Raw genomic sequence first — 19,482 nt, forward strand, 5'->3', positions numbered from 1 at the left:
CTTTTTCATGGGCGGCTCAGCTGGCCGCGCGCACCAGCACCGTCGCCATGGCCGATATCCCCAGCACCGCGGCCAGTGCGACGACGGGATCGCTGCCCATGGTGGTGATCGCAAAGGCACAAAAGGCCCAGATCATCGCGCTGCAATAGCCGATGCTGGGGCCGATCCACATCTGGGCGGCCATGCCGATGGCGGCTCCGGGCAGGATCGCCAGCGCCGACAACGCCTGCACGGGCAACCCGAAGCGCGCCGATGCGAAACCTGCCAGCGCAGCCGAAAACACGGCCGCAGCCCAGCCTGCAAAGAAGCTGATGGCGGGTCGGTGACGACCGGCCGACCGTCGCGCGGCGGCCGTGGCCAGAATTGTGGTTGCCCCGGTGCCGATCAGCATCAGTTCGGGGGTATGGCCAAAGTACCAGGGCCAAGCGGCCGAGACGCCTAGGGCCGCAGTGACCAGCGGCCAGATGGGACCATGCACCTTGCGCGCACCATTGACATCCGAAGGGTCGATGACCTGCCCGATCCCGTCCAGCAACAGCATCCCCCAGACCACGATCAACAGGCCCCACATCAGGATGTTGACGGGGTCCAGATACATCTGCGGGATGATCAGCGCGACATCGGGGTTGATCTGCAGGGGCGGCGGCAACAGGGGGCCGGTGGAACGCGGGCTGTCCAGCACCAGCAAGGGCAGCGGCGCCGCCTTGTTCGTGAATGCGATCCCCGAAATCACGAAGATGACGGTGGCGATCAGTTGGATGATGGGGCCGGGTCGGGTCATATCCGTCAACGCGGCCGGGCGTTGGGCAGTTGCGATAAAGCTGCGGGTGCCGCGCGTTATTCCGCGCGGCACCGTCTTGCGGTGGCGTTCAGGCCAGCTGACCTTCGGCGGTCAGCACCGTGGCACCGGCCAGATAGGGGTGCAGCGCGGCGGGCAGAACGACCGAACCATCCGCCTGCTGACCGTTTTCCAGCACGGCGATCAGCGCACGCCCGACGGCTAGGCCTGAACCGTTCAGCGTATGAACGAACTCGGTCTTGCCGCCGCCTTCGGGGCGATAGCGCGCGTTCATGCGGCGGCCCTGATAATCGCCGCAATAGCTGACGCTGGAAATCTCGCGATAGCGGTCCTGACCGGGCAGCCAGACCTCGAGGTCATGGGTGATGCGCGCGCCCGCACCCATGTCGCCGGTGCAGAGGATCATGGTGCGATAAGGCAGCTCCAACGCCTCCAGCACGGCTTCGGCGCAGCGGGTCATGCGGTCATGTTCGGCCAAACCGTTGTCGGCGTCAGTGATCGAGACCATCTCGACTTTCTCGAACTGGTGCTGGCGCAGCATGCCGGTGGTGTCGCGACCCGCGCTGCCTGCCTCGGAGCGGAAGCACTGGCTGTGGGCGACCATGCGACGGGGCAGGGCGGATTGATCCATCAGATCGCCGTTGACGGTATTGGTCAGCGTGACTTCCGATGTCGGGATAAGCCAGTAACCTTCGCGGGTCTTATAGCTGTCCTCGCCGAATTTCGGCAGCTGGCCGGTGCCCAGCATCATGTCTTCCAAGACCAGAACAGGCGTCCAGGTTTCTTCCAGCCCATGCTTGGTGACATGCAGGTCCAACATGAATTGCGCCAGCGCGCGATGCAGGCGGGCGATGGCCCCTTTCAGTACGACAAAGCGACTGCCCGACAGTTTGGCACCGGTCTTGAAGTCCATGCCGGGGACGACGCCTGCAATCTCGAAATGCTCGACGGGTTTGAAGTCCAGCGCGGGGGGCGTGCCACAACGGCGCAGCTCGACGTTGTCGTCTTCATCACGGCCCATCGGCACGCTGTCCAGCGGCAGGTTCGGGATGCCCAGCAGCAGGTCGCGCAGTTGGCCGTCCAGATCGTCGGCTTCGGACTGCATCCGGGCGATATCGGCCTTCTTTTCGGCAACCAATCCGCGCAGGCGCTGGAATTCATCCTCATCCCCGCGGGCCTTGGCAGCGCCAACCTCTTTGCTGGCCTTGTTCTGTTCGGCCTGCGCCGTTTCGGCGGCATTGATCCGCGCGCGGCGTTCGCTGTCCAGCGACAGGATTTGCGAGGTCAGCCCTTCGAGGCCGCGCTTGTTCAGCGCCGCTTCGAACGCTTCGGGGTTTTCTCGGATCGCACGGATATCATGCATGTCGGCCACCTTCGCGGAATTTGAATGTGGCTTGATTAGCCCAAGCAGCGCGCCGACAAAAGCCTGCCTTTGCGAACGGGCGATGATGGCCCGTTCGCGTCCTGCGCCCTAATTGGCGCAGAACAACCGGTACATCAGCGCCACGACCTCGGCGGCGCGGGGGTCGGCCACGCTGTAGAGCCGCGCCTTGCCGTCGCGGCGGGACCGGACCAACCCTTCGGATCGCAGTCGGGCCAGCTGCTGGCTGACGGCGGCCTGACGTTGATCCAGCAGTTGCTCCAGCTGGGACACGGTCTTTTCACCACTGGCCAGATGGCACAGAATCATCATCCGGCCTTCATGGGCCAAGGCCTTCATCAGGTTGCTAGCCTCGGCGGCGCGGGCGCGCATGTCGCGTGCCACATGGTCCGAGGTCTGCAGGTCTTGCGACACGGGATCGCTGTCATCGGCAATGCCCATGAGGGTACCGTCAAGCGCGGCGGGGGGGGCTGGGGTCACGGTCATGCGCCAGAACGCGGCATGTCAACACCTGCCCCTGCCATCATCCGTTCCAGCACCGGATAGAAGTCGCGCGCCCCGACATAACCCTCGATGCGGCCGATTTCCGAACCGCGATCCAGCAGGATGAAGCTGGGGGTCGCGCGCGGACGTCCCGCAAGTGCAAGGCCGTCGGGATAGGGGCCGGCGATATCCACCTCGAACAGGGGGGCCGTGCGACCGGCACCCGAATGGCCGAAGCCGGGCGCGATCTGGGCGCGCCAGTTGCGGCAGAATTCGCAGCCGTTTTCAGACACCATCATCAGGCGCAACGACCGTGCGTTCCAGTCAAGGCCGGTCTGTCCGGCATGCGCAACGCCGGGCATCAAGGCAGCCGTCATGAGTGCCAGTGTCCTTCGCCGGGATAGTTTGGCCATTGCCGGCTCCTTTTCTCGGTGTTTTGCAAAGGTATGATTTGTACCATTACATGACAAGTCTTGCGTGCCCCTGCTGGTTCAATGTCGCCGAGGGGATTGCTGCCCGCGCATGGCTGGTCCAGATTGCCACGGGCATCTCAAACGCCGACCGGGGGGCCGATGGACGACCTTTTGCAGCCATTGATCGACGGTGATCGTCGTGCCCTGTCGCGGGCCATCACGCTGGTCGAATCGACCCGCGACGACCACCGCCGCGCGGCGCAGGATCTGATCGCCCGTTTGCCCGACCGTCAGGCCCTGCGGATCGGGCTGTCGGGAACCCCGGGTGTGGGAAAATCCACGTTCATCGAGGCGTTTGGCACCAATCTGACCCGTCAGGACCTACGCGTGGCCGTGCTGGCGGTCAACCCGTCCTCGGCCCGGTCGGGGGGCTCGATCCTGGGTGACAAGACGCGGATGGAGACGCTGGCCCGCAACCCGAACGCGTTCATCAGACCCTCGCCCTCGAACACGCAACTGGGCGGGGTTGCCCGCCGCACCCGCGAAGCCGTCCGTCTGTGCGAGGCCGCCGGATATGACATCATCGTGATAGAGACGGTCGGCGTCGGCCAATCCGAAACCTTGGTCGCCGATATGTCCGATCTGTTCATCCTGCTGCTGGCTCCGGCAGGGGGGGATGAACTGCAGGGCGTCAAGCGCGGCATCATGGAGATGGCCGATATGGTGCTGGTCAACAAGGCCGACGGCGATCTGCTGTCGCCCGCGCGCCGGACGGTGGCCGATTACGCAGGTGCGTTGCGACTGCTGCGCAAACGCCCGCAGGACCCCGAAGGCTTTCCCAAGGCGATGCCGGTTTCGGCCACCACCGGTCTGGGGCTGCCCGAGGCATGGGACCAGATGCAGCAGCTGGCCGATTGGCGTCGCCAGCATGGCCATCACGACCGCATTCGCGCCGAACAGGCCCGCCACTGGTTCCGGGCCGAACTGCAGGCCGGATTGATGGCGCGGCTGGACCGCCCGCAGGTCAAGACCCGGATCGCGGATCTGGGTCAGCAGGTGGCGCAGGGTCAACTGCCGCCCGCATTGGCTGCACAGCAGATTCTGGACTGGCTGGACGGATCTTCGCAATAGCTGCCCGATTTCGCGCCCCGCCTGCTGGACGAATCGGCTAATCTGGGTGGCGAAGGGAAACACCATGCGCGATCTGCCGGACCATGACCAACTTTATGCCGCGCTGCTGGCGCGTGATCCCGCCTATGAAGGGGTGGCGCTGGTGGGTGTCGCCTCGACCGGGATATTCTGTCGGCTGACCTGTCCGGCCCGCAAGCCGCTGGCGCGGAACTGTCGCTGGTTTGCCACCGCAACCGACGCGCAGCGGGCGGGGTTCCGCCCTTGCCTACGCTGCAAACCGCAAGGCGCGCAGGCCGATGCCCATCCGGTGATCGACCAGCTGATGACAGCGCTGGCGCAGCGCCCCGGCCATCGCTGGTCCGAGGATTGTCTGGTGCAGATGGGGCTGGACCCATCGACGGTGCGGCGGTTGTTCCGGCGCCATTTCGGAGAAAGCTTCCTGCAGATGGCCCGCGCCGCACGGCTGCGCCAAGGCATCGGCAGGTTGCACCAAGGAGGACGCATGATCGACGCACAACTGGACGCCGGCTTTGATTCGGCCTCGGGGTTTCGCCGCGCCTTTGCACAGCTGTTCGGCCATGCGCCGCAGCAGATGACATCGGATGCCGATCTGCGGGCCGATTGGCTGGACACCCCGCTTGGCGGCATGATCGCCATTGCCGACACGCGGGCGCTGCACCTGCTGGAATTCGTGGACCGCAAGGCGCTGCCCGCCGGATTGCGCCGCCTGTCGGCCCTGTCGAGTGGCCGTATCGGATTGGGGCGGACCGATATCACCGCGCAGACCGAAGCCGCACTTGGCGATTTCTTCGCGGGCCATTCGGGCCGCCTGCAGGTGCCGGTCAAGCTGGCGGGGACCCCGTTCCAGCAGCGGGTCTGGCAGGAATTGCAGCGCATTCCTGCGGGGCAGACCCGTAGCTATGGTCAGCTGGCCCATGCGATCGGCCAGCCTTCGGCCGTGCGGGCCGTGGCGGGGGCCAATGGGGCGAACCGTCTGGCGCTGGTCGTGCCTTGTCATCGCGTCATCGGGGCCGATGGCACGCTGACGGGATATGCGGGCGGGCTTTGGCGCAAGGAAAAGCTGATCGCGCTTGAGGCCGGATACCGCGATTTTACGGGGATTTCGCACGACATTGCCCGATAAGGCCTGATAAGGGTTGACGCACCCCCTGTGTCGCTGTAACCACCCGCAAACGGAATTCCGGGCGCTGCCTCGCGGCGCCCTTTCATATTGGGACGGACCCCTTGCCGGGAACGCCCGCGTAGTTGAGACAAAGGAACACACCATGTCGCGCGTCTGCGAACTGACCGGCAAAGGCCCGATGACCGGTAACAATGTCAGCCATGCCAAGAACCGCACCCGTCGTCGGTTCTTGCCGAACCTGAACGACGTCACCCTGACGTCGGAAGTGCTGGGCCGCGGCTATTCGCTGCGCATCTCGGCAGCTGCTCTGCGTTCGGTCGATCACCGTGGTGGTCTGGATGCTTACCTTGCAAAAGCCAAGGACACCGAGCTGTCGGACCGTGCGCTGAAGATCAAGCGTGAGATCGCCAAGCTGGACGGCGCCGCCGTTCTTTCGGCCTGATCCCGATCTGCGGGGCACCTGTGGCCCCATGACTGCACAGCCCCGCCATTGCGCGGGGCTTTTGCATGTCCGGATGGTGGTGATTCCTGATGATCTTGGGGCTGCCATCGCCTAGGGTATCGGCCATGTCCTTGTCGTCGCGCCTGTCCTCGTTCGTGCTGATTCTGGTGGTGATGCTGACTGGCATCGGCCTTGGCGCGGCACGGGGCGTGGTCCGGCAGGGCGATGAGATCGTTTTATGCACCGGTCATGGCGTTGTCGTGACGCAGCGGCCGGACGGGCAGGGCGCGGCGCATCTGTGCCCCGACATGGCGCTGTCGCTGATGGCGGCACTTGGGGGTGCCGCGCCGGTGGTCCCGGAACGGATCGCGCGCGCCGATGGCTTTGATCTTGTGGCGCAGCAGGCCATCCTGCGCGCAATCGGGCGCGTGACACGGGCGCGGGACCCGCCGGCAGGTGCGGTGTGATCCAAACCCCCTGACCGTTTCCCAAGGATGACCAAGATGAAAACCCTGATCCTGACCGCCGTTGCGGTCGCCATGCCCGTTGCCGCCATTGCACATGACGGCATGCATGTCGAAGATACCTATGCCCGCAGCGCCAACCCGATGACGGGGGCGATCTTCATGACGCTGGAAAACCACCGCGACGTCGAATGCACCCTACAGGCCGTCGAATTGGACGTGGCCGAGCGGGTCGAGTTGCACAGCCACACCGAAGAAGACGGCATCATGAAGATGGGCCGAATCGAAGGTGGCATACGGATCGCCCCCCATGAGTCCCATGCGCTGAGCCGCGGCGGCGATCACGTCATGCTGCTGGGCCTGACCCGCAAGCTGGCGGATGGCGACAGCATCGACCTGACGCTGGATTTCGGCGATTGCGGCCGGGAAGAGGCCACGGCCATCGTCGACAACGCCCGCGCGGATGAAGGCCATGACATGGGGCATATGGACGACGGCGGCGAACACGCCGGGCATTGATGCCTCAGGCGGCCTGCGCGATCAGTTCCGCAGCCGTCGGGCCCAGATGCTGGACGATCCGCTGCACGCCAAGCGCCGATGGGTGAATGCCGTCCCCTTGCAAAAGCGGCCCGCGCTGATCCGACGGCAACGCGGCAATCGGGGCATAGAGGTCCTGCAGCAGCAGCGCCCCGTGGCGGTTGGCCAACCGCGCCCAGATCTGGGTCCATTCCCGCCGCCAATCCGGCTGCCCTGCCGGGGCGTGGATGCCGACCAGAAGGACGGGGCGGTCGCCCTCGCGCGCAGTGGTCAGGATGGCATCGAGGTTCTGTTCGGACTTCAGCGGGTCGAACTTGCGCAGCATGTCGTTGCCGCCCAGCTCGACGATGACGGCATCGGGGGCGTTGCGCCGGATCGACAGCCCGATCCGCACCCGCCCCCCATAGGTCGTATCGCCCGAGATCCCGGCGTTGATCAGCTGCGCGGGCCGCCCGGCCTGATGCAGGAATTGCGACAGCTGCGGCACCAGCCCCTGATCCTGCGGCAGGCCGTATCCGGCCGTCAGGCTGTCGCCAAGGCACAGCAGCCGTGGCAGGCCCTGCGCATGGGCCGGGCCGACGGCGGCCACGGCGGCCATTGCGGCCAGCAGGTCACGTCTGTTCAGGGTCATCCGGCTTTCCTCAACCTCAGGGCATTGCCGACCACGAAGACCGAGGACAGCGCCATCGCCCCCGCCCCCAGCATCGGCGACATCTGCGGACCACCAAAGGGCACCAGCACGCCCATTGCAACCGGCACCAGCGCGATGTTGTAGGCAAAGGCCCAGAAGAGGTTCTGCCGGATGTTGCGCATCACCGCCCGCGACAGCCGGATCGCCCGGACCACGCCGCCCGGATCGCCCGACATCAGCACGGCATCGGCGGTCTGGATCGCGATGTCGGTTCCGGTGCCGATGGCGATGCCGGTGCGGGCGGCGGCAAGGGCCGGGGCATCGTTGATGCCGTCACCGACGAAGACGCTGTCATCGCCCATCTCGCGGATCAGGGTCAGCTTGTCTTCGGGGCTGAGGCCGCCTTGCGCCCGGTCGATGCCCAAGGTCTTGGCCATGGCGCGAACCGTGGCGGGCGTATCGCCCGACAGCATATGCGCGGTCAGCCCCATGCCGTGCAGATCGGCGATGGCCTTGGCCGATTGCGGACGGGCGGCATCCATCACCGCAAAGCTGGCGCGATGCGTGCCGTCGATGACCAGATGCACCGGCGTCGCGCCCTGATCGGCGGCCTTGGTGGCATGGGACAGCAGGTCCGGATCGGCGGTGATCTTCGCGGCACTCAGCGCCGAAAGATTGCCGATCAGCAGGTCTTGCCCCCGCACCCGCGCCCGCAGCCCTTGGCCTGCGATGGCGCTGATACCTTCGGCGGCAGGCAGAACCTGCCCCTCGGTGGCGGCCATGAAGGCGCTGGCCAAGGGATGTTCCGAGCGTGCCTCGGCGGCGGCGGCCAGGCGCAGGGCCTGATCCGCATCGATCCCGGCGGTCCAGGTTTCAGTCAGCGTCGGCCGCCCTTGGGTCAGGGTGCCGGTCTTGTCGAAGCCGACGCTGCGGGCAGTCGCCAGCTTTTGCAGCGCGTCGCCCTGACGGAACAGCACGCCCAGCTGCGCCCCCCGGCCCGTCCCCACCATGATGGAAACCGGTACCGCCAGCCCCATCGCACAGGGGCAGGCGATGATCAGCACCGCCACCGCAGCCACGACCGCCTGCGCAAGGCCCGGACCGAAGACCAGCCACAGGACCAGCGTCAGCAGCGACAGCCCAATGATGCAGGGCACGAAGACGCGGGTGACCTTGTTGACCAGCGCCTGTACGGGCAGGCGGGCGTTCTGGGCCTGTTCGACCAAACTGACGATGCGCGACAGGACGGTGTCGCTGCCGGTGGCGGTCACGCAGATGGTCATGGCGGCGCTGCCGTTCACCGTGCCGCCGGTCACCGGGTCGCCGGTGGATTTCGCTACGGGGGCCGGTTCGCCCGTCAGCATGGATTCGTCGATGCGCCCCGCGCCTTCGGTGATGATGCCGTCCAGTGGCACGCGCTGACCGGGCGACAGCAGCAGCAGATCGCCGGTCTGCACCTGATCGGTGGGCAGCGTCACCCGCTTGCCGTCGCGCAGCAGGGTCGCGGTATCTGGGGTCAGATCCATCAGCTGGCGGATGGCGGCACCGGCGCGACCCTTGGCGCGGGCCTCCAGCCAGCGGCCCATCAGGATCAGGGTGACGATGACGGCAGCGGCTTCGAAATAGACGTGGCGCGATGCAGCGGGCACCAGTGCCGGCAACAGCGTCACCACTGAAGAATAAAGGAAGGCCGCCCCCGACCCCAAGGCGACAAGGCTGTTCATCTCGGGCGCGCCGCGGGACAGGGCCTTCAAGCCGGTCGTGAAGAAGCGTCGCCCCGGCCCGGCCAGCACCGCCAGCGCCAGAAGCATCTGCCCCACCCACAGCGCACGCATCGGCACCAGACCGTGCAGCCATGCGTGGAAGGACGGCAGCAGATGGCCACCCATCTCGATCACGAACAGTGGCAGCGTCAGCACCAGCGCGATCAGGAAATCGCGGCGCAGGGATGCAGCCTCATCTGGAATGACGGGTGTGTCGCCATCGGCCAGCACCGTCGCGGGATAGCCCAGATCGCTGACCAGCCGCGCGACCGCCTGCGGTCCCAGGTTCGGGGCATGCGTCACCAGCGCTTGCTTCGACGCCAGATTGACCTGCGCCGATGCCACCTGCGGCAGCCGTTCCAACCCTCGCTGCACCCGTCCCTGACAGGACGCGCAGCTCATGCCGTCGATGGACAGGCGGGTGGTGGTCAGCTGGGCAGGATAGCCCGCATCGGACAGCTCCGTCGTGATCCGGTCCAGCGGGACGCCATCGACCTGCATCCGGGCGCGGCGGGTGGCCGGGTTGACCGCCAGATCGCTGATGCCGGGCAGGACCGACAGTGCGCGCTCGATGCGGCCAGCGCAGGCGGCGCAATTCATGCCCGGCACGGGCAGGTCCAGATCTGCGGTCATTGTGGGTGTCGCTTTCGGTTGGTTCATCCGGGCGGGGGTTGCGGCGGACGCCGTGCCCCACCACCTTCATGTGTGAAGTTTGCGCCGCACGATCAAGACATCGCGGGCCGATGACACGGTCATGAGTTGCGGCAACAGGCGTTTTGCCTGTATCCAGATCAAAACCTATCCAGATCAAAACCACCGGACGAGGAATACCGCCATGAACCGCCGTCAGATGATTTCGCTGGCCCTGCCGCTGATCGCCGCGCCGTCGCTGGTGATGGCCCAGGCCGCGCCCCAGGCACCTGCTGCGACCAAGACGCCCGCCACCGATCCCTATATCCCGACCGAGGTCGCCATCCGCGACGACTTCGAGGTCGGCAGCATCGTCGTCGTCAGCAAGGACTTCTTCCTGTACCACGTCGTCGCACCGGGCCGTGCTATCCGCTATGGCGTGGCCGTCGGTTCGGCCGAACTGGTCTGGAAGGGCAAGGCCACCATCGGTCGCAAGGTCGAATGGCCCAGCTGGCGTCCGACGCAGGACATGATCGAACGCAACCCCGCCGCCTACAAGAAATACGAAGACGGCATGCCGGGCGGCCCCAAGAACCCCCTGGGGGCACGTGCGCTCTATCTGTACAACGCCCGCGGTCAGGACACGGCGATCCGCATCCACGGCACGACGAACCCCGGCTCGATCGGGTCGGCCGTGTCGAACGGCTGCCTGCGTATGCGCAACGAGGCTGTCATCAGCCTGTTCAATCAGGTGCCGATCGGCACGCCTGTCTACGTCTTCTGAACTTGACGCTGGAATTGAACAGGGTGGCGGGCCCCTTGATAGAGGGGTTCGACGACATCATCGATGTGCGCGCCCCGGCGGAATTTGCCGAAGACCACCTGCCCGGCGCCATCAACCTGCCGGTGCTGAACGATGAGGAACGCGAACGCGTCGGCACCATCTACAAGCAGGTGTCGCCCTTCGACGCGCGCAAGATCGGTGCCGCATTGGTGGCGGCCAATGCGGCGCGCCACATCGCGGGCGCGCTGGCCGACAGGCGTGGCGGCTGGCGGCCCCTGATCTATTGCTGGCGGGGCGGTCAGCGTTCGGGCAGCTTTGCGACCATTCTGGGTCAGATCGGCTGGCGTGTCAGCCGGATCGAAGGCGGCTACAAATCCTGGCGTCGTCTGGTCGTCAACCGGGTCCAGAACGGACCGATCGCGTCGCGAGTGATCGTGCTGGACGGAAATACCGGCAGCGCCAAAACCGAGATCCTGAACCGCTTGGCCGCCCGGGGTCATCAGGTGATCGACTTGGAAGGCATGGCCAACCACCGCGGCAGCCTGTTCGGTGCGATGCCCGGCGGTCAGCCCAGCCAGAAGATGTTCGAAGGTCGCCTTGCCGTCGCGCTCGAGGCGCTGGACCCCGCCCGCCCGGTGCTGGTCGAGGCGGAAAGCAGTCGCATCGGTGCGATCACCGTGCCCAAGGCGATGTGGCAGGCCATCTGCACCGCGCCGCGCCTGCAGATGCATGTGCCGGTAGAGGCCCGCGCGGCGTTCACCGCCCGCAGCTATGACGACATGGTCGAGGACCCGACCCGCGTGCTGCGCATTCTGGACATGATGTCCCCCCTGCACCCCGCCGACCGGATCGAGGAATGGCGCGGCATGTTGCAGCGCCGCCAGTGGCAGGCCCTGTCCGAGGGGCTGCTGCGCGACCACTATGATCCGCGCTATGACAAGCACCGCGCCCGCCATGACGACGGGACGGGGCAGGCGGTTCGCCTGTCGGAACTGAAGGATCTGGATGCCGCCACGGGCGCTGTCGAAGACGCTTTGGCGCAGATGCGGACCTGAAAACCGCCGCCGGGTCAAACCCGGCGGCGTGTCAGATCAGATGGCGGCGTGGCGCAGGAAATGTCGCAGCAGCTTTTCCAGTTTGGCCGCGCCAAGCGGCGCCATGGCCTTGGTATGGTCATGGCTGATCGATTCGTCTGACAGCCCCGCCCCCATGTTGGTGATGACGGAAATGGCCGCGCAGCGCAGACCAAGGAAACGGCCCAGGATGATTTCGGGAACGGTGGACATGCCGACGGCATCCGCACCGAAACCCTGCGCCATCCTGATTTCGGCGGGCGTTTCGAAGCTGGGACCCGAGAACCAGCAATAGACGCCTTGGGGCAATTCCACCCCTTCGGCCTTGGCGGCATCCGACAGTGCCTGCCGGATCGCCACGTCATGGGCGTCCGTCAGCGGCACGAAGCGCGCATCGGTCTTTTCCCCGATCAGCGGGTTCGTTCCGGCGAAGGCGATGTGATCGTTCAGCATCATCAGCCCGCCGGGCTGGATGTCGGAACGCAGCGATCCCGCCGCATTGGTCAGGATCAACTTGTCGCAACCCAACTCGCGCAGCACCTCCAGCGGCAGGCGCATGGCATCGGGGCGACCCGATTCATAGTAATGCGACCGGCCGCCAAAGACGGCGACGCGCCGCCCCTCAAGCTGGCCGATGACCAGCTTGGGGACGTGGCCCGACACGCCCGCATGGGGAAAGCCCGGCAGGTCGTCATAGGGAATGGCCTCGCCATCGACCATATCGACCAGATGGCCCAGACCTGAGCCAAGAATCAGGCCGAATTCGGGCGCATCCGAACCGGCACGGTCGCGGATCAGGTTGGCCAGTTCAACGCTCTTTGACATAGGGTTCTCCTCCGGCGCGGGGGGGACGGCACGGCCCACGAAGCCCGCCAGAATGATGACGGTCAGGATATAGGGCAGGGCGTTCATGAACATCGACGGGATGGTGATGATGCCCAGATCGAGGTTCGGATAGAGGTTGGCGATCGCCTCCAGCAGACCGAACAGGAAGGTGGCGAACAGCGCCTGCCACGGACGCCATTTGGCAAAGATCAGCGCCGCAAGGGCGATGAAGCCGCGACCTGCGGTCATTTCCTTGACGAAGCCCGCCGACAGGCCGGTCGCCAGATAAGCGCCCGCAATGCCGCAAAGGATGCCGCAGATGGCCACCGCGGCATAGCGCAGCCGTGTGACCGAAACGCCCGCCGTATCGACCGAGGCCGGGTTTTCCCCCACGGCCCGCAGGCGCAGGCCAAAACGGGTGCGGAACAGCACCCACCACGTCACCGGCACCAACAGCAGTGCCACATAGACCAGAATGGTATTGCCCGAAATCAGCCCGGAATAGACCGGCCCGATCACCGGCACGTCGCGCAGCGTTTCCGCAAACGGCAGGTTGATGGGCTGGAAACGTCCCGCGCCGGTCAGCGCAGGCGTGCGCCCGCCCAGACCGAAGGCGTTCTGTCCCACCAGCACCGTCAGCCCCGAGGCCAGAAAGTTGATGGCCACGCCTGCAATCAGCTGGTTGCCGCGGAAGGTGATCGAAGCAAGGCCATGCACCAGCGACAACGCCAGCGACCCGCCGATGCCCGCCAGCAGACCCAGCCATGCGCTGCCGGTCAGATAGGCAACCGAGGCGGCGGAAAAGGCCGCCATCAGCATCTTGCCCTCAAGCCCGATGTCGAAGACGCCGGCGCGTTCGGAATAAAGCCCGGCCAGACAGGCCAGCAGCAGGGGCGTCATCAGGCGCAGCGCGCTGCCGATGCCCTGCTCGGCGGCGTTGCCATCGACAAAGGCCCAGATCAGACAGATGCCCAAGACGATCAGCGCGATCAGTGAATCCTTGATCTTCATTTCGCGCCTCCGTTCGTGCGTCGCATCGACAGGAACAGGCGTTCCAGCGGCATGCGGACCATGTTGTCCAAGGCACCCGTGAACAGGATGACCAGCGCCTGAATGACGACGATCAATTCACGCGGGATGCTGGTCCAGAGCGCCAGCTCTCCTCCGCCCTGATAGAGGAAACCGAAGAGTAGCGCCGCCAGCAGGATGCCGAAGGGGTGGTTGCGGCCCATCAGGGCGACGGCGATGCCGATAAAGCCCGCGCCCTCGACCGCGTTCAGGACCAGACGCTCGGATTCGCCCATGACGTTGTTGATCGCCATCAGACCGGCCAGCCCACCCGAAATCAGCATGGCGACGACGGTGATCTTGACCGGGCTGATGCCGGCATAGACGGCACCCGGTTCGGATTTGCCCAGCACGCGGATTTCATAGCCCAGCCTGGTGCGCCAGATCAGCAACCAGATCAGGGCACAGGCGGCGATTGCTACCAGGAAGGTGATGTTGACCGGGGTGTTCTTGCCCCATGTCATGCCCAGACCTGCGGCGATATCGGTCAGCGCTGGGATGTTCGTCGCCTCGGGGAAGCGGGCCGAGGCGGGGTCCATGCTGCCCACGGGACGCAGCTTGTTGACCAGAACATAGTTCAGCGCGGCGGCGGCGATGAAGTTGAACATGATCGTGGTGATCACGATATGGCTGCCGCGCTTGGCCTGCAGATAGGCGGGAATGAAGGCCCATGCCGCACCGAAGGCAGCCGCGCCGATCATGGCGACCGGCAAAGCGATGGCCCAATGCGGCAACGGCAGGTACAGCAGCACCAGCGCCACGCCAAGGCCACCCATGGCGGCCTGACCCTCACCGCCGATGTTGAACAAGCTGGCGTGATAGGCGACCATCACGGCCAGCCCGGTGAAGATGAAGTTCGTCGCGTAATACAGCGTGAAGCCCCAGCCATAGCTGGAACCAAGCGCCCCTTCGACCATGGTCTTCATGGCCATGACCGGGCTTTCCCCGATGGCCAGAATCACCAGCGCCGATATCGCCATGGCAAGCACCAGCGAGATCAGCGGCGTCAGGATCACATCGGCCCATTTCGGCATCTTGTCCATCAGACGGGCTCCTGCGGTAGCGTGTCGACATGGGCGGATCCGGGGGGGATGCCCGCGTCGTCGGGGGTGTGTTGGGTATCAGTGACGCCCGCCATCAGCAGGCCCAATTCGCCCGTAGTGGTGTTTTCAGGCAGGCGTTCGCCCATGATGCGACCATCGAACATGACGGCGATGCGGTCGGACAGGGCCAGGATCTCGTCCAGTTCGACGCTGACCAGAAGGATGGCCTTGCCCGCATCGCGCAGGGCGACGATCTGCTTGTGGATGAACTCGATCGCACCGATGTCAACGCCGCGCGTCGGCTGGCCGATCAGCAGCAGGTCGGGGTTGCGCTCGATCTCGCGGGCCACGACGATCTTTTGCTGGTTGCCGCCCGAGAAGTTGCGCGCCGCCAGATTGGCGTTGCGAGGGCGGACGTCGAAGCGTTCCATCTTGGCTTCCGCATCGGCCTTGATGGCGGCATTGTCCATCAACATGCCCTTGGTGAATTCCGGCGCGTCCTGATAGCCGAAGGCGACGTTTTCCCAAGCCGCGAAATCCATGATCAGGCCTTCGACCTGACGATCCTCGGGGATATGGCCTATGCCCGCGCGACGGCGCTGTGCCGCATCGCAGCCGCGACCGCCGATGGGCAGGGGCTGCCCGTTCATGCGGATATCACCGCCGACCTTGCTGCCTTTGGGGGGATAACCGCCAAGGATTTCCAGCAGCATGGTCTGGCCGTTGCCGCTGACACCGGCGATGCCCAGGATCTCGCCCGCGCGGATGTCCAGATCGATGCCGCGCAGGCGCTGGATGCCCTCGTCGTCGGTCATGGTCAGGTTGCGCACCTCGAGGACAGGGGCGGCAGGGGCGGCGGGGGTCTTTTCGACGTTCAGCAGCACCTTGCGACCGACCATCAGCTCGGCCAGATGCTCGGGGCTGGTTTCGGAGGTCTTGACCGAGGCGACCATTTCCCCGCGCCGCATGACGCTGACGTTGTCGGTGATGTCCATGATCTCGCGCAGCTTGTGCGTGATCAGGATGATGGTCTTGCCTTCGTCGCGCAGTCCTTCAAGGATGCGGAACAGGTGATCGGCCTCGGCGGGGGTCAGCACGCCGGTCGGTTCGTCCAGGATCAGGATGTCGGCCTGACGATAGAGCGCCTTGAGGATCTCGACCCGCTGCTGGTGACCGACCGAGAGGTTCTCGATCACCTCATCGGGGTTGACGTTCAGCTGGTATTCGGCGGCCAGCTTCTTCAGCACGCCGCGCGCCTTGGACAGCGAGGGGCGCAGCAGCGCTCCGTCTTCGACGCCCAGGATGATGTTTTCCAGCACCGTGAAATTCTGCACCAGCTTGAAATGCTGGAAGACCATGCCGATGCCCGCGCGGATCGCGGTCTGGCTGTCGGCAATGGCGATCGGCTGGCCGTTGACCAGCACCTGACCGCTGTCAGGTTTGTAAAATCCGTAAAGGATCGACATCAGCGTCGATTTTCCGGCACCGTTCTCACCGATGATGCCGTGGATGCTGCCCTTGGGGACGGACAGATTGATATTGCGGTTCGCCTGAACCGGCCCGAATGCCTTCGAGATGCCGCGCAGCTCGATTGCAGCGGGGGCGGTCGTGGCCGACCGCCCCCCCATCATGTCGTTCGCAGTGGTCATTACGATGCCGGGCAGCTGTTGTCGGCCATATAGTCGTGAACGGCGATCTCGCCCGAACCGATCCCGGCCTTGGCTTCCTCGACGGCGGCCTGCATTTCGGCACCGACCAGTTCGCGGTTGGAATCGTCGATGGCGACATCGACGCCGCCCGCGGCCAGATCCATGACCTTGACGCCGGGAACCAGATCCTCGCCCGCGACGAAGGCGTCATAGACGGCATTGTCCACGCGCTTGACCATCGAGGTCAGCACCTGACCCGGGTGCAGGTGGTTCTGGTTGCTGTCAACGCCGATCGAAAGGATGCCTTCGTCGGCTGCGGCCTGCAGCACACCGATGCCGGTGCCGCCAGCGGCCGCATAGATCACGTCGGCGCCCTGCGATTTCTGCGCGCGCGCCAGCTCACCGCCCTTGACAGGGTCGTTCCACGCGGCGGGGGTGGTGCCGGTATAGTTGATGACGACCTTTCCCTCGGGCTGGGTGGCCTTGAACCCTTGGGCAAAGCCGCATTCGAATTTGTGGATCAGCGGAATATCCATGCCGCCGATGAAGCCGACCGTGCCGGTTTCGGATTTCATGCCCGCCATGACGCCGGCCAGATAGCTGCCCTGTTCCTCGGCAAAGACGACGGATTGGACGTTCGGGGCATCGACGACCATGTCGATGATGGCGAATTTCGTGTCCGGATAATCGCCGGCGATCTGGGCCAGAACGTCACCGAAGGCAAAGCCGGTCATGACGATGGGGTTGGCTCCGACCTCGGCCAGACGGCGCAGGGCCTGTTCGCGCTGTGCTTCGGATTGCATCTCCAGCTCGCGGTAGGTGCCGCCGGTTTCCTCGACCCAACGCTTGGCGCCGTGGAAGGCGGCTTCGTTGAAGGATTTGTCGAACTTGCCGCCCAGATCGAAGATCAGGGCAGGTTCGGCAAATGCCACGCCCGCCGTCAATGCCGTCAGGGCCGAGCCCGCCAGAAGCGATTTGATCAGAGACATTCGTAACCTCATCCTGTTTTTGCGGGCGATTCAGACAGCCCTGCTGATAGCGCGATTAGGGCGCATCGGTCTGTGCCGGTCAACCGCCTTTCTGGGCAGCACGCAGCGTCAGGCGCATCACGATGGCATCCGTTCCGGGGCCGTAATAATCAGGTCTGAGCCCGGCTTCCACCCAGCCCGTGCCGGAATAGAGCGCCCGTGCCGCAAGGTTGTCGGATGCGACCTCCAGAAAGGCGTCATCTGCGTCCATCCGTTGCGCGGTGCTGGCAAAACGGGCAACCAGACGACGCCCCGTGCCCATGCGCCGTGCGTCCGGATCGACGGCCAGCGTCAGCAATTCGGCCTCGCCCGCGATGGCACGGCCCAGCAGAAAGCCGTGATCGTCGTGCAGCAGAAAGCACCCGCGGCTGTCCAGCAGCCCTGTGAATTCGGCAGCCGTCCAGGGGCGCGGGGTGGTAAAGCAGCGCGCATGCAGCGCGGCCATCCGTTCGGCGGTCATCATGGCAGGATGACGGGCGGTGCATCGCGGGCAGGGGCGGCATCGGCGGGCCGCATGTAGAGCGGCGCCGGGCGTGGGGCGGGGATGTCCGCGCGCGCCGCTGCCAGATGCGCAATGGCCACGGCGGTCGGGACCGCCGGCGCAGCCGGCGCGGGGCCGGGCGGCAGCGCGCCGGTCGCAGCTTGCTGCGGCCGGCCCCCCTCGCTGTCCTCTGCGGTGAAATCCTGCCAGATGACCTCATCGCCCCGTGTCGGGATCACGATGCGGCAAGGGCGGGGCACGTCATGGGCCGCGGCTTCGGTCGCGCTGATGCCGATGGCGGGGATCTTCAGCGACAAGGCCAAACCGCGCGCCGCCGCAACCGCGATCCGCACGCCGGTGAAGTTTCCCGGCCCGGTACCTACGCCGATGACGTCGATGTCGCGCCATGTCACGCCTGCGTCGGCCAGCACCTCCTCCAGCAGGGGCATCAGCCGTTCGGCCTGCCCCTTGGTCATCTCTTCCCGCCGCTGGACCAGAACCCGGTCACCACGCAACAAAGCGGCCGCGCAATGCGCGGCCGATGTGTCGAACCCAAGGGTCAGTCGATCAGGCAACGGGACGAACCTCGATCACCTCGGGGATATAGTGGCGCAGCAGGTTCTCGATGCCCATCTTCAGCGTCAGGGTCGAGGACGGGCAGCCCGCACAGGCCCCCTGCATGTGCAGATAGACGATGCCGCGATCAAAGCCGTGGAAGGTGATGTCGCCACCATCCTGCGCCACGGCGGGACGCACACGCGTGTCCAGCAATTCCTTGATCTGCCCGACGATTTCATTGTCGGGGCCGTCATGCGCCGCATGGCCCGCGCTTTGCGGGGCATCGCCTTCGATGGCGGGGGCGCCGGACTGGAAATGCTCCATGATGGCACCCAGAACCGAGGGCTTGAGATGGTCCCACGGCTGGTCGTCCGCCTTGGTGACGGTGACGAAGTCACGGCCCAGAAAGACGCCGGTGACGCCTTCGACCGCGAAGATGCGACGCGCCAGGGGCGAACTGGACCCGGTATCGGGCGAGGGGAAATCGGCCGTGCCACTGCCAAGCACCGTTTCGCCGGGCAGGAATTTCAGCGTGGCTGGGTTCGGGGTGGTCTCGGTCTGGATGAACATGGGGCAGCTCCTTTGAGCCTGATATGGCGACGGGCGGGCTTTGGGTCAAGCCGTCGGGTCCAGCTGTCGGGGCAGGTTGCCATCAGGTGATCGCCTCCAACCGCTCCTTGGACAGGTCGCCCGGTACCAGCGTGATCGCGCAGGGCAGGTCCATCGCATCGCGCAGCATCCGCGACAGCACCGGATTCGCACCCCCCTTGTCGCTGTTCAGACCCAGCACGACGACGCCGATCTGGCCGTCCTCGGCGATCTGGGCCAGCAGTTCCTCGGCGGGGTCGCCTTCGCGGATGACCAGCTCGGGCTCGATCTTGGCGCGGGACCGCATCCATTTGGCAAAGACCTCGAAATGCGCTTCGATCCTTTCGCGAGCCTCGGCGCGCATCAGGTCGGCAACGCCGAAACCGTGCTGGATGTCATCGGTGTTGACCACCGACATGATGACCACCGCGCCGCCGGTATTGGATGCCCGCATCGCTGCAAACCGCATGGCGTTGAGGCATTCCTTGCTGTCGTCCAGAAGGACAAGAAATTTGCGCATCTTCCCGGATGTGTCCTGTCAATTTTCCCGAACAGTGGCCGAACTGC

The 19,482-nt window shown here is 65.5% G+C and carries 21 protein-coding genes and 1 pseudogene; 7 read left to right on the plus strand and 15 right to left on the minus strand.

Annotation, left to right across the window (positions count from 1 at the left end; translation table 11 throughout):
* Positions 1-16: 16 nt before the first annotated feature.
* From SJY40_RS01580 to SJY40_RS01595, 4 genes are all read right to left on the minus strand, one after another.
* On the minus strand, positions 17-781 hold the full coding sequence (locus SJY40_RS01580) for a hypothetical protein (RefSeq protein WP_378941965.1): 765 nt from the start codon (positions 779-781) through the stop codon (positions 17-19).
* Between the two features lie 88 nt (positions 782-869).
* Positions 870-2,162 carry a serine--tRNA ligase gene (gene serS, locus SJY40_RS01585; protein WP_378941967.1) on the minus strand — a complete coding sequence of 431 codons (1,293 nt, stop codon included), beginning with the start codon at positions 2,160-2,162 and terminating at the stop codon, positions 870-872.
* A gap of 108 nt (positions 2,163-2,270) precedes the next feature.
* Positions 2,271-2,666 carry an ArsR/SmtB family transcription factor gene (locus tag SJY40_RS01590; RefSeq protein ID WP_378941969.1) on the minus strand — a complete coding sequence of 132 codons (396 nt, stop codon included), beginning with the start codon at positions 2,664-2,666 and terminating at the stop codon, positions 2,271-2,273.
* Positions 2,663-3,040 (minus strand): SoxS protein, encoded by a 378-nt coding sequence (locus tag SJY40_RS01595; RefSeq protein WP_378941972.1) that lies wholly within the window; start codon positions 3,038-3,040, stop codon positions 2,663-2,665. Before SJY40_RS01595 ends, SJY40_RS01590 begins: the two co-directional genes overlap by 4 nt.
* 195 nt (positions 3,041-3,235) lie before the next feature.
* On the opposite strand from SJY40_RS01595, the gene meaB reads away from it, so the two are divergent.
* The 5 genes from meaB (at position 3,236) to SJY40_RS01620 (ending at position 6,776) form a co-directional block, all read left to right on the plus strand.
* Positions 3,236-4,207, plus strand: coding sequence for a methylmalonyl Co-A mutase-associated GTPase MeaB (gene meaB / locus SJY40_RS01600; protein ID WP_378941974.1), 972 nt, complete (start codon positions 3,236-3,238; stop codon positions 4,205-4,207).
* Between the two features lie 64 nt (positions 4,208-4,271).
* Entirely contained in the window at positions 4,272-5,351 is a 1,080-nt protein-coding gene (locus tag SJY40_RS01605) for a bifunctional transcriptional activator/DNA repair enzyme AdaA (RefSeq protein WP_378941977.1), read from the plus strand.
* Positions 5,352-5,493: 142 nt separating this feature from the next.
* Positions 5,494-5,793 carry a 50S ribosomal protein L28 gene (rpmB, locus tag SJY40_RS01610; protein WP_378941979.1) on the plus strand — a complete coding sequence of 100 codons (300 nt, stop codon included), beginning with the start codon at positions 5,494-5,496 and terminating at the stop codon, positions 5,791-5,793.
* Between the two features lie 125 nt (positions 5,794-5,918).
* A complete protein-coding gene (locus SJY40_RS01615) occupies positions 5,919-6,260 on the plus strand; it encodes a hypothetical protein (RefSeq protein WP_378941981.1) in 342 nt (113 codons plus the stop codon).
* Positions 6,261-6,296: 36 nt separating this feature from the next.
* On the plus strand, positions 6,297-6,776 hold the full coding sequence (locus tag SJY40_RS01620; protein ID WP_378941984.1) for a copper chaperone PCu(A)C: 480 nt from the start codon (positions 6,297-6,299) through the stop codon (positions 6,774-6,776).
* Positions 6,777-6,780: 4 nt separating this feature from the next.
* Here SJY40_RS01620 and SJY40_RS01625 read toward each other — a convergent pair whose 3' ends face one another.
* Entirely contained in the window at positions 6,781-7,425 is a 645-nt protein-coding gene (locus SJY40_RS01625; protein WP_378941986.1) for an arylesterase, read from the minus strand.
* Positions 7,422-9,821: a heavy metal translocating P-type ATPase gene (locus SJY40_RS01630; RefSeq protein ID WP_378941988.1), complete on the minus strand. Its 2,400-nt coding sequence runs from the start codon at positions 9,819-9,821 to the stop codon at positions 7,422-7,424. Before SJY40_RS01630 ends, SJY40_RS01625 begins: the two co-directional genes overlap by 4 nt.
* 202 nt (positions 9,822-10,023) lie before the next feature.
* Here SJY40_RS01630 and SJY40_RS01635 point away from each other — a divergent pair, with 202 nt between their 5' ends.
* The gene (locus tag SJY40_RS01635; protein WP_378941990.1) at positions 10,024-10,602 is read left to right on the plus strand and encodes a L,D-transpeptidase; all 579 of its coding nucleotides are present in this window, start codon (positions 10,024-10,026) and stop codon (positions 10,600-10,602) included.
* A 23-nt stretch (positions 10,603-10,625) separates the two neighbouring features.
* Positions 10,626-11,657, plus strand: coding sequence for a tRNA 2-selenouridine(34) synthase MnmH (mnmH, locus tag SJY40_RS01640; protein WP_378941992.1), 1,032 nt, complete (start codon positions 10,626-10,628; stop codon positions 11,655-11,657).
* Between the two features lie 36 nt (positions 11,658-11,693).
* Here mnmH and SJY40_RS01645 read toward each other — a convergent pair whose 3' ends face one another.
* The 9 genes and pseudogenes from SJY40_RS01645 to SJY40_RS01685 form a co-directional block, all read right to left on the minus strand.
* Positions 11,694-12,500, minus strand: coding sequence for a purine-nucleoside phosphorylase (locus SJY40_RS01645; RefSeq protein ID WP_378941995.1), 807 nt, complete (start codon positions 12,498-12,500; stop codon positions 11,694-11,696).
* A pseudogene (locus tag SJY40_RS01650) lies at positions 12,484-13,400 on the minus strand (ABC transporter permease). The gene SJY40_RS01645 and the pseudogene SJY40_RS01650 overlap by 17 nt, the downstream one beginning before the upstream one ends.
* A gap of 107 nt (positions 13,401-13,507) precedes the next feature.
* Complete coding sequence (locus tag SJY40_RS01655) at positions 13,508-14,611, minus strand: ABC transporter permease (protein ID WP_378941997.1); 1,104 nt, start codon at positions 14,609-14,611, stop codon at positions 13,508-13,510.
* A complete protein-coding gene (locus SJY40_RS01660) occupies positions 14,611-16,260 on the minus strand; it encodes an ABC transporter ATP-binding protein (protein WP_378941999.1) in 1,650 nt (549 codons plus the stop codon). Before SJY40_RS01660 ends, SJY40_RS01655 begins: the two co-directional genes overlap by 1 nt.
* The gene (locus tag SJY40_RS01665) at positions 16,260-17,249 is read right to left on the minus strand and encodes a BMP family protein (RefSeq protein WP_378942001.1); all 990 of its coding nucleotides are present in this window, start codon (positions 17,247-17,249) and stop codon (positions 16,260-16,262) included. Before SJY40_RS01665 ends, SJY40_RS01660 begins: the two co-directional genes overlap by 1 nt.
* A gap of 79 nt (positions 17,250-17,328) precedes the next feature.
* Entirely contained in the window at positions 17,329-17,751 is a 423-nt protein-coding gene (locus SJY40_RS01670) for a GNAT family N-acetyltransferase (protein WP_378942003.1), read from the minus strand.
* On the minus strand, positions 17,748-18,344 hold the full coding sequence (tsaB, locus tag SJY40_RS01675) for a tRNA (adenosine(37)-N6)-threonylcarbamoyltransferase complex dimerization subunit type 1 TsaB (protein WP_378942005.1): 597 nt from the start codon (positions 18,342-18,344) through the stop codon (positions 17,748-17,750). The genes SJY40_RS01670 and tsaB overlap by 4 nt, the downstream gene beginning before the upstream one ends.
* Complete coding sequence (locus SJY40_RS01680) at positions 18,337-18,897, minus strand: NifU family protein (RefSeq protein WP_378942007.1); 561 nt, start codon at positions 18,895-18,897, stop codon at positions 18,337-18,339. Before SJY40_RS01680 ends, tsaB begins: the two co-directional genes overlap by 8 nt.
* An 82-nt stretch (positions 18,898-18,979) precedes the next feature.
* A complete protein-coding gene (locus SJY40_RS01685; RefSeq protein ID WP_378942009.1) occupies positions 18,980-19,435 on the minus strand; it encodes a universal stress protein in 456 nt (151 codons plus the stop codon).
* Positions 19,436-19,482: the final 47 nt, after the last annotated feature.

The sequence above is a fragment of the Paracoccus sp. R86501 genome (assembly GCF_042466435.1).
In the GTDB taxonomy this organism is placed as follows: Bacteria; Pseudomonadota; Alphaproteobacteria; order Rhodobacterales; family Rhodobacteraceae; genus Paracoccus.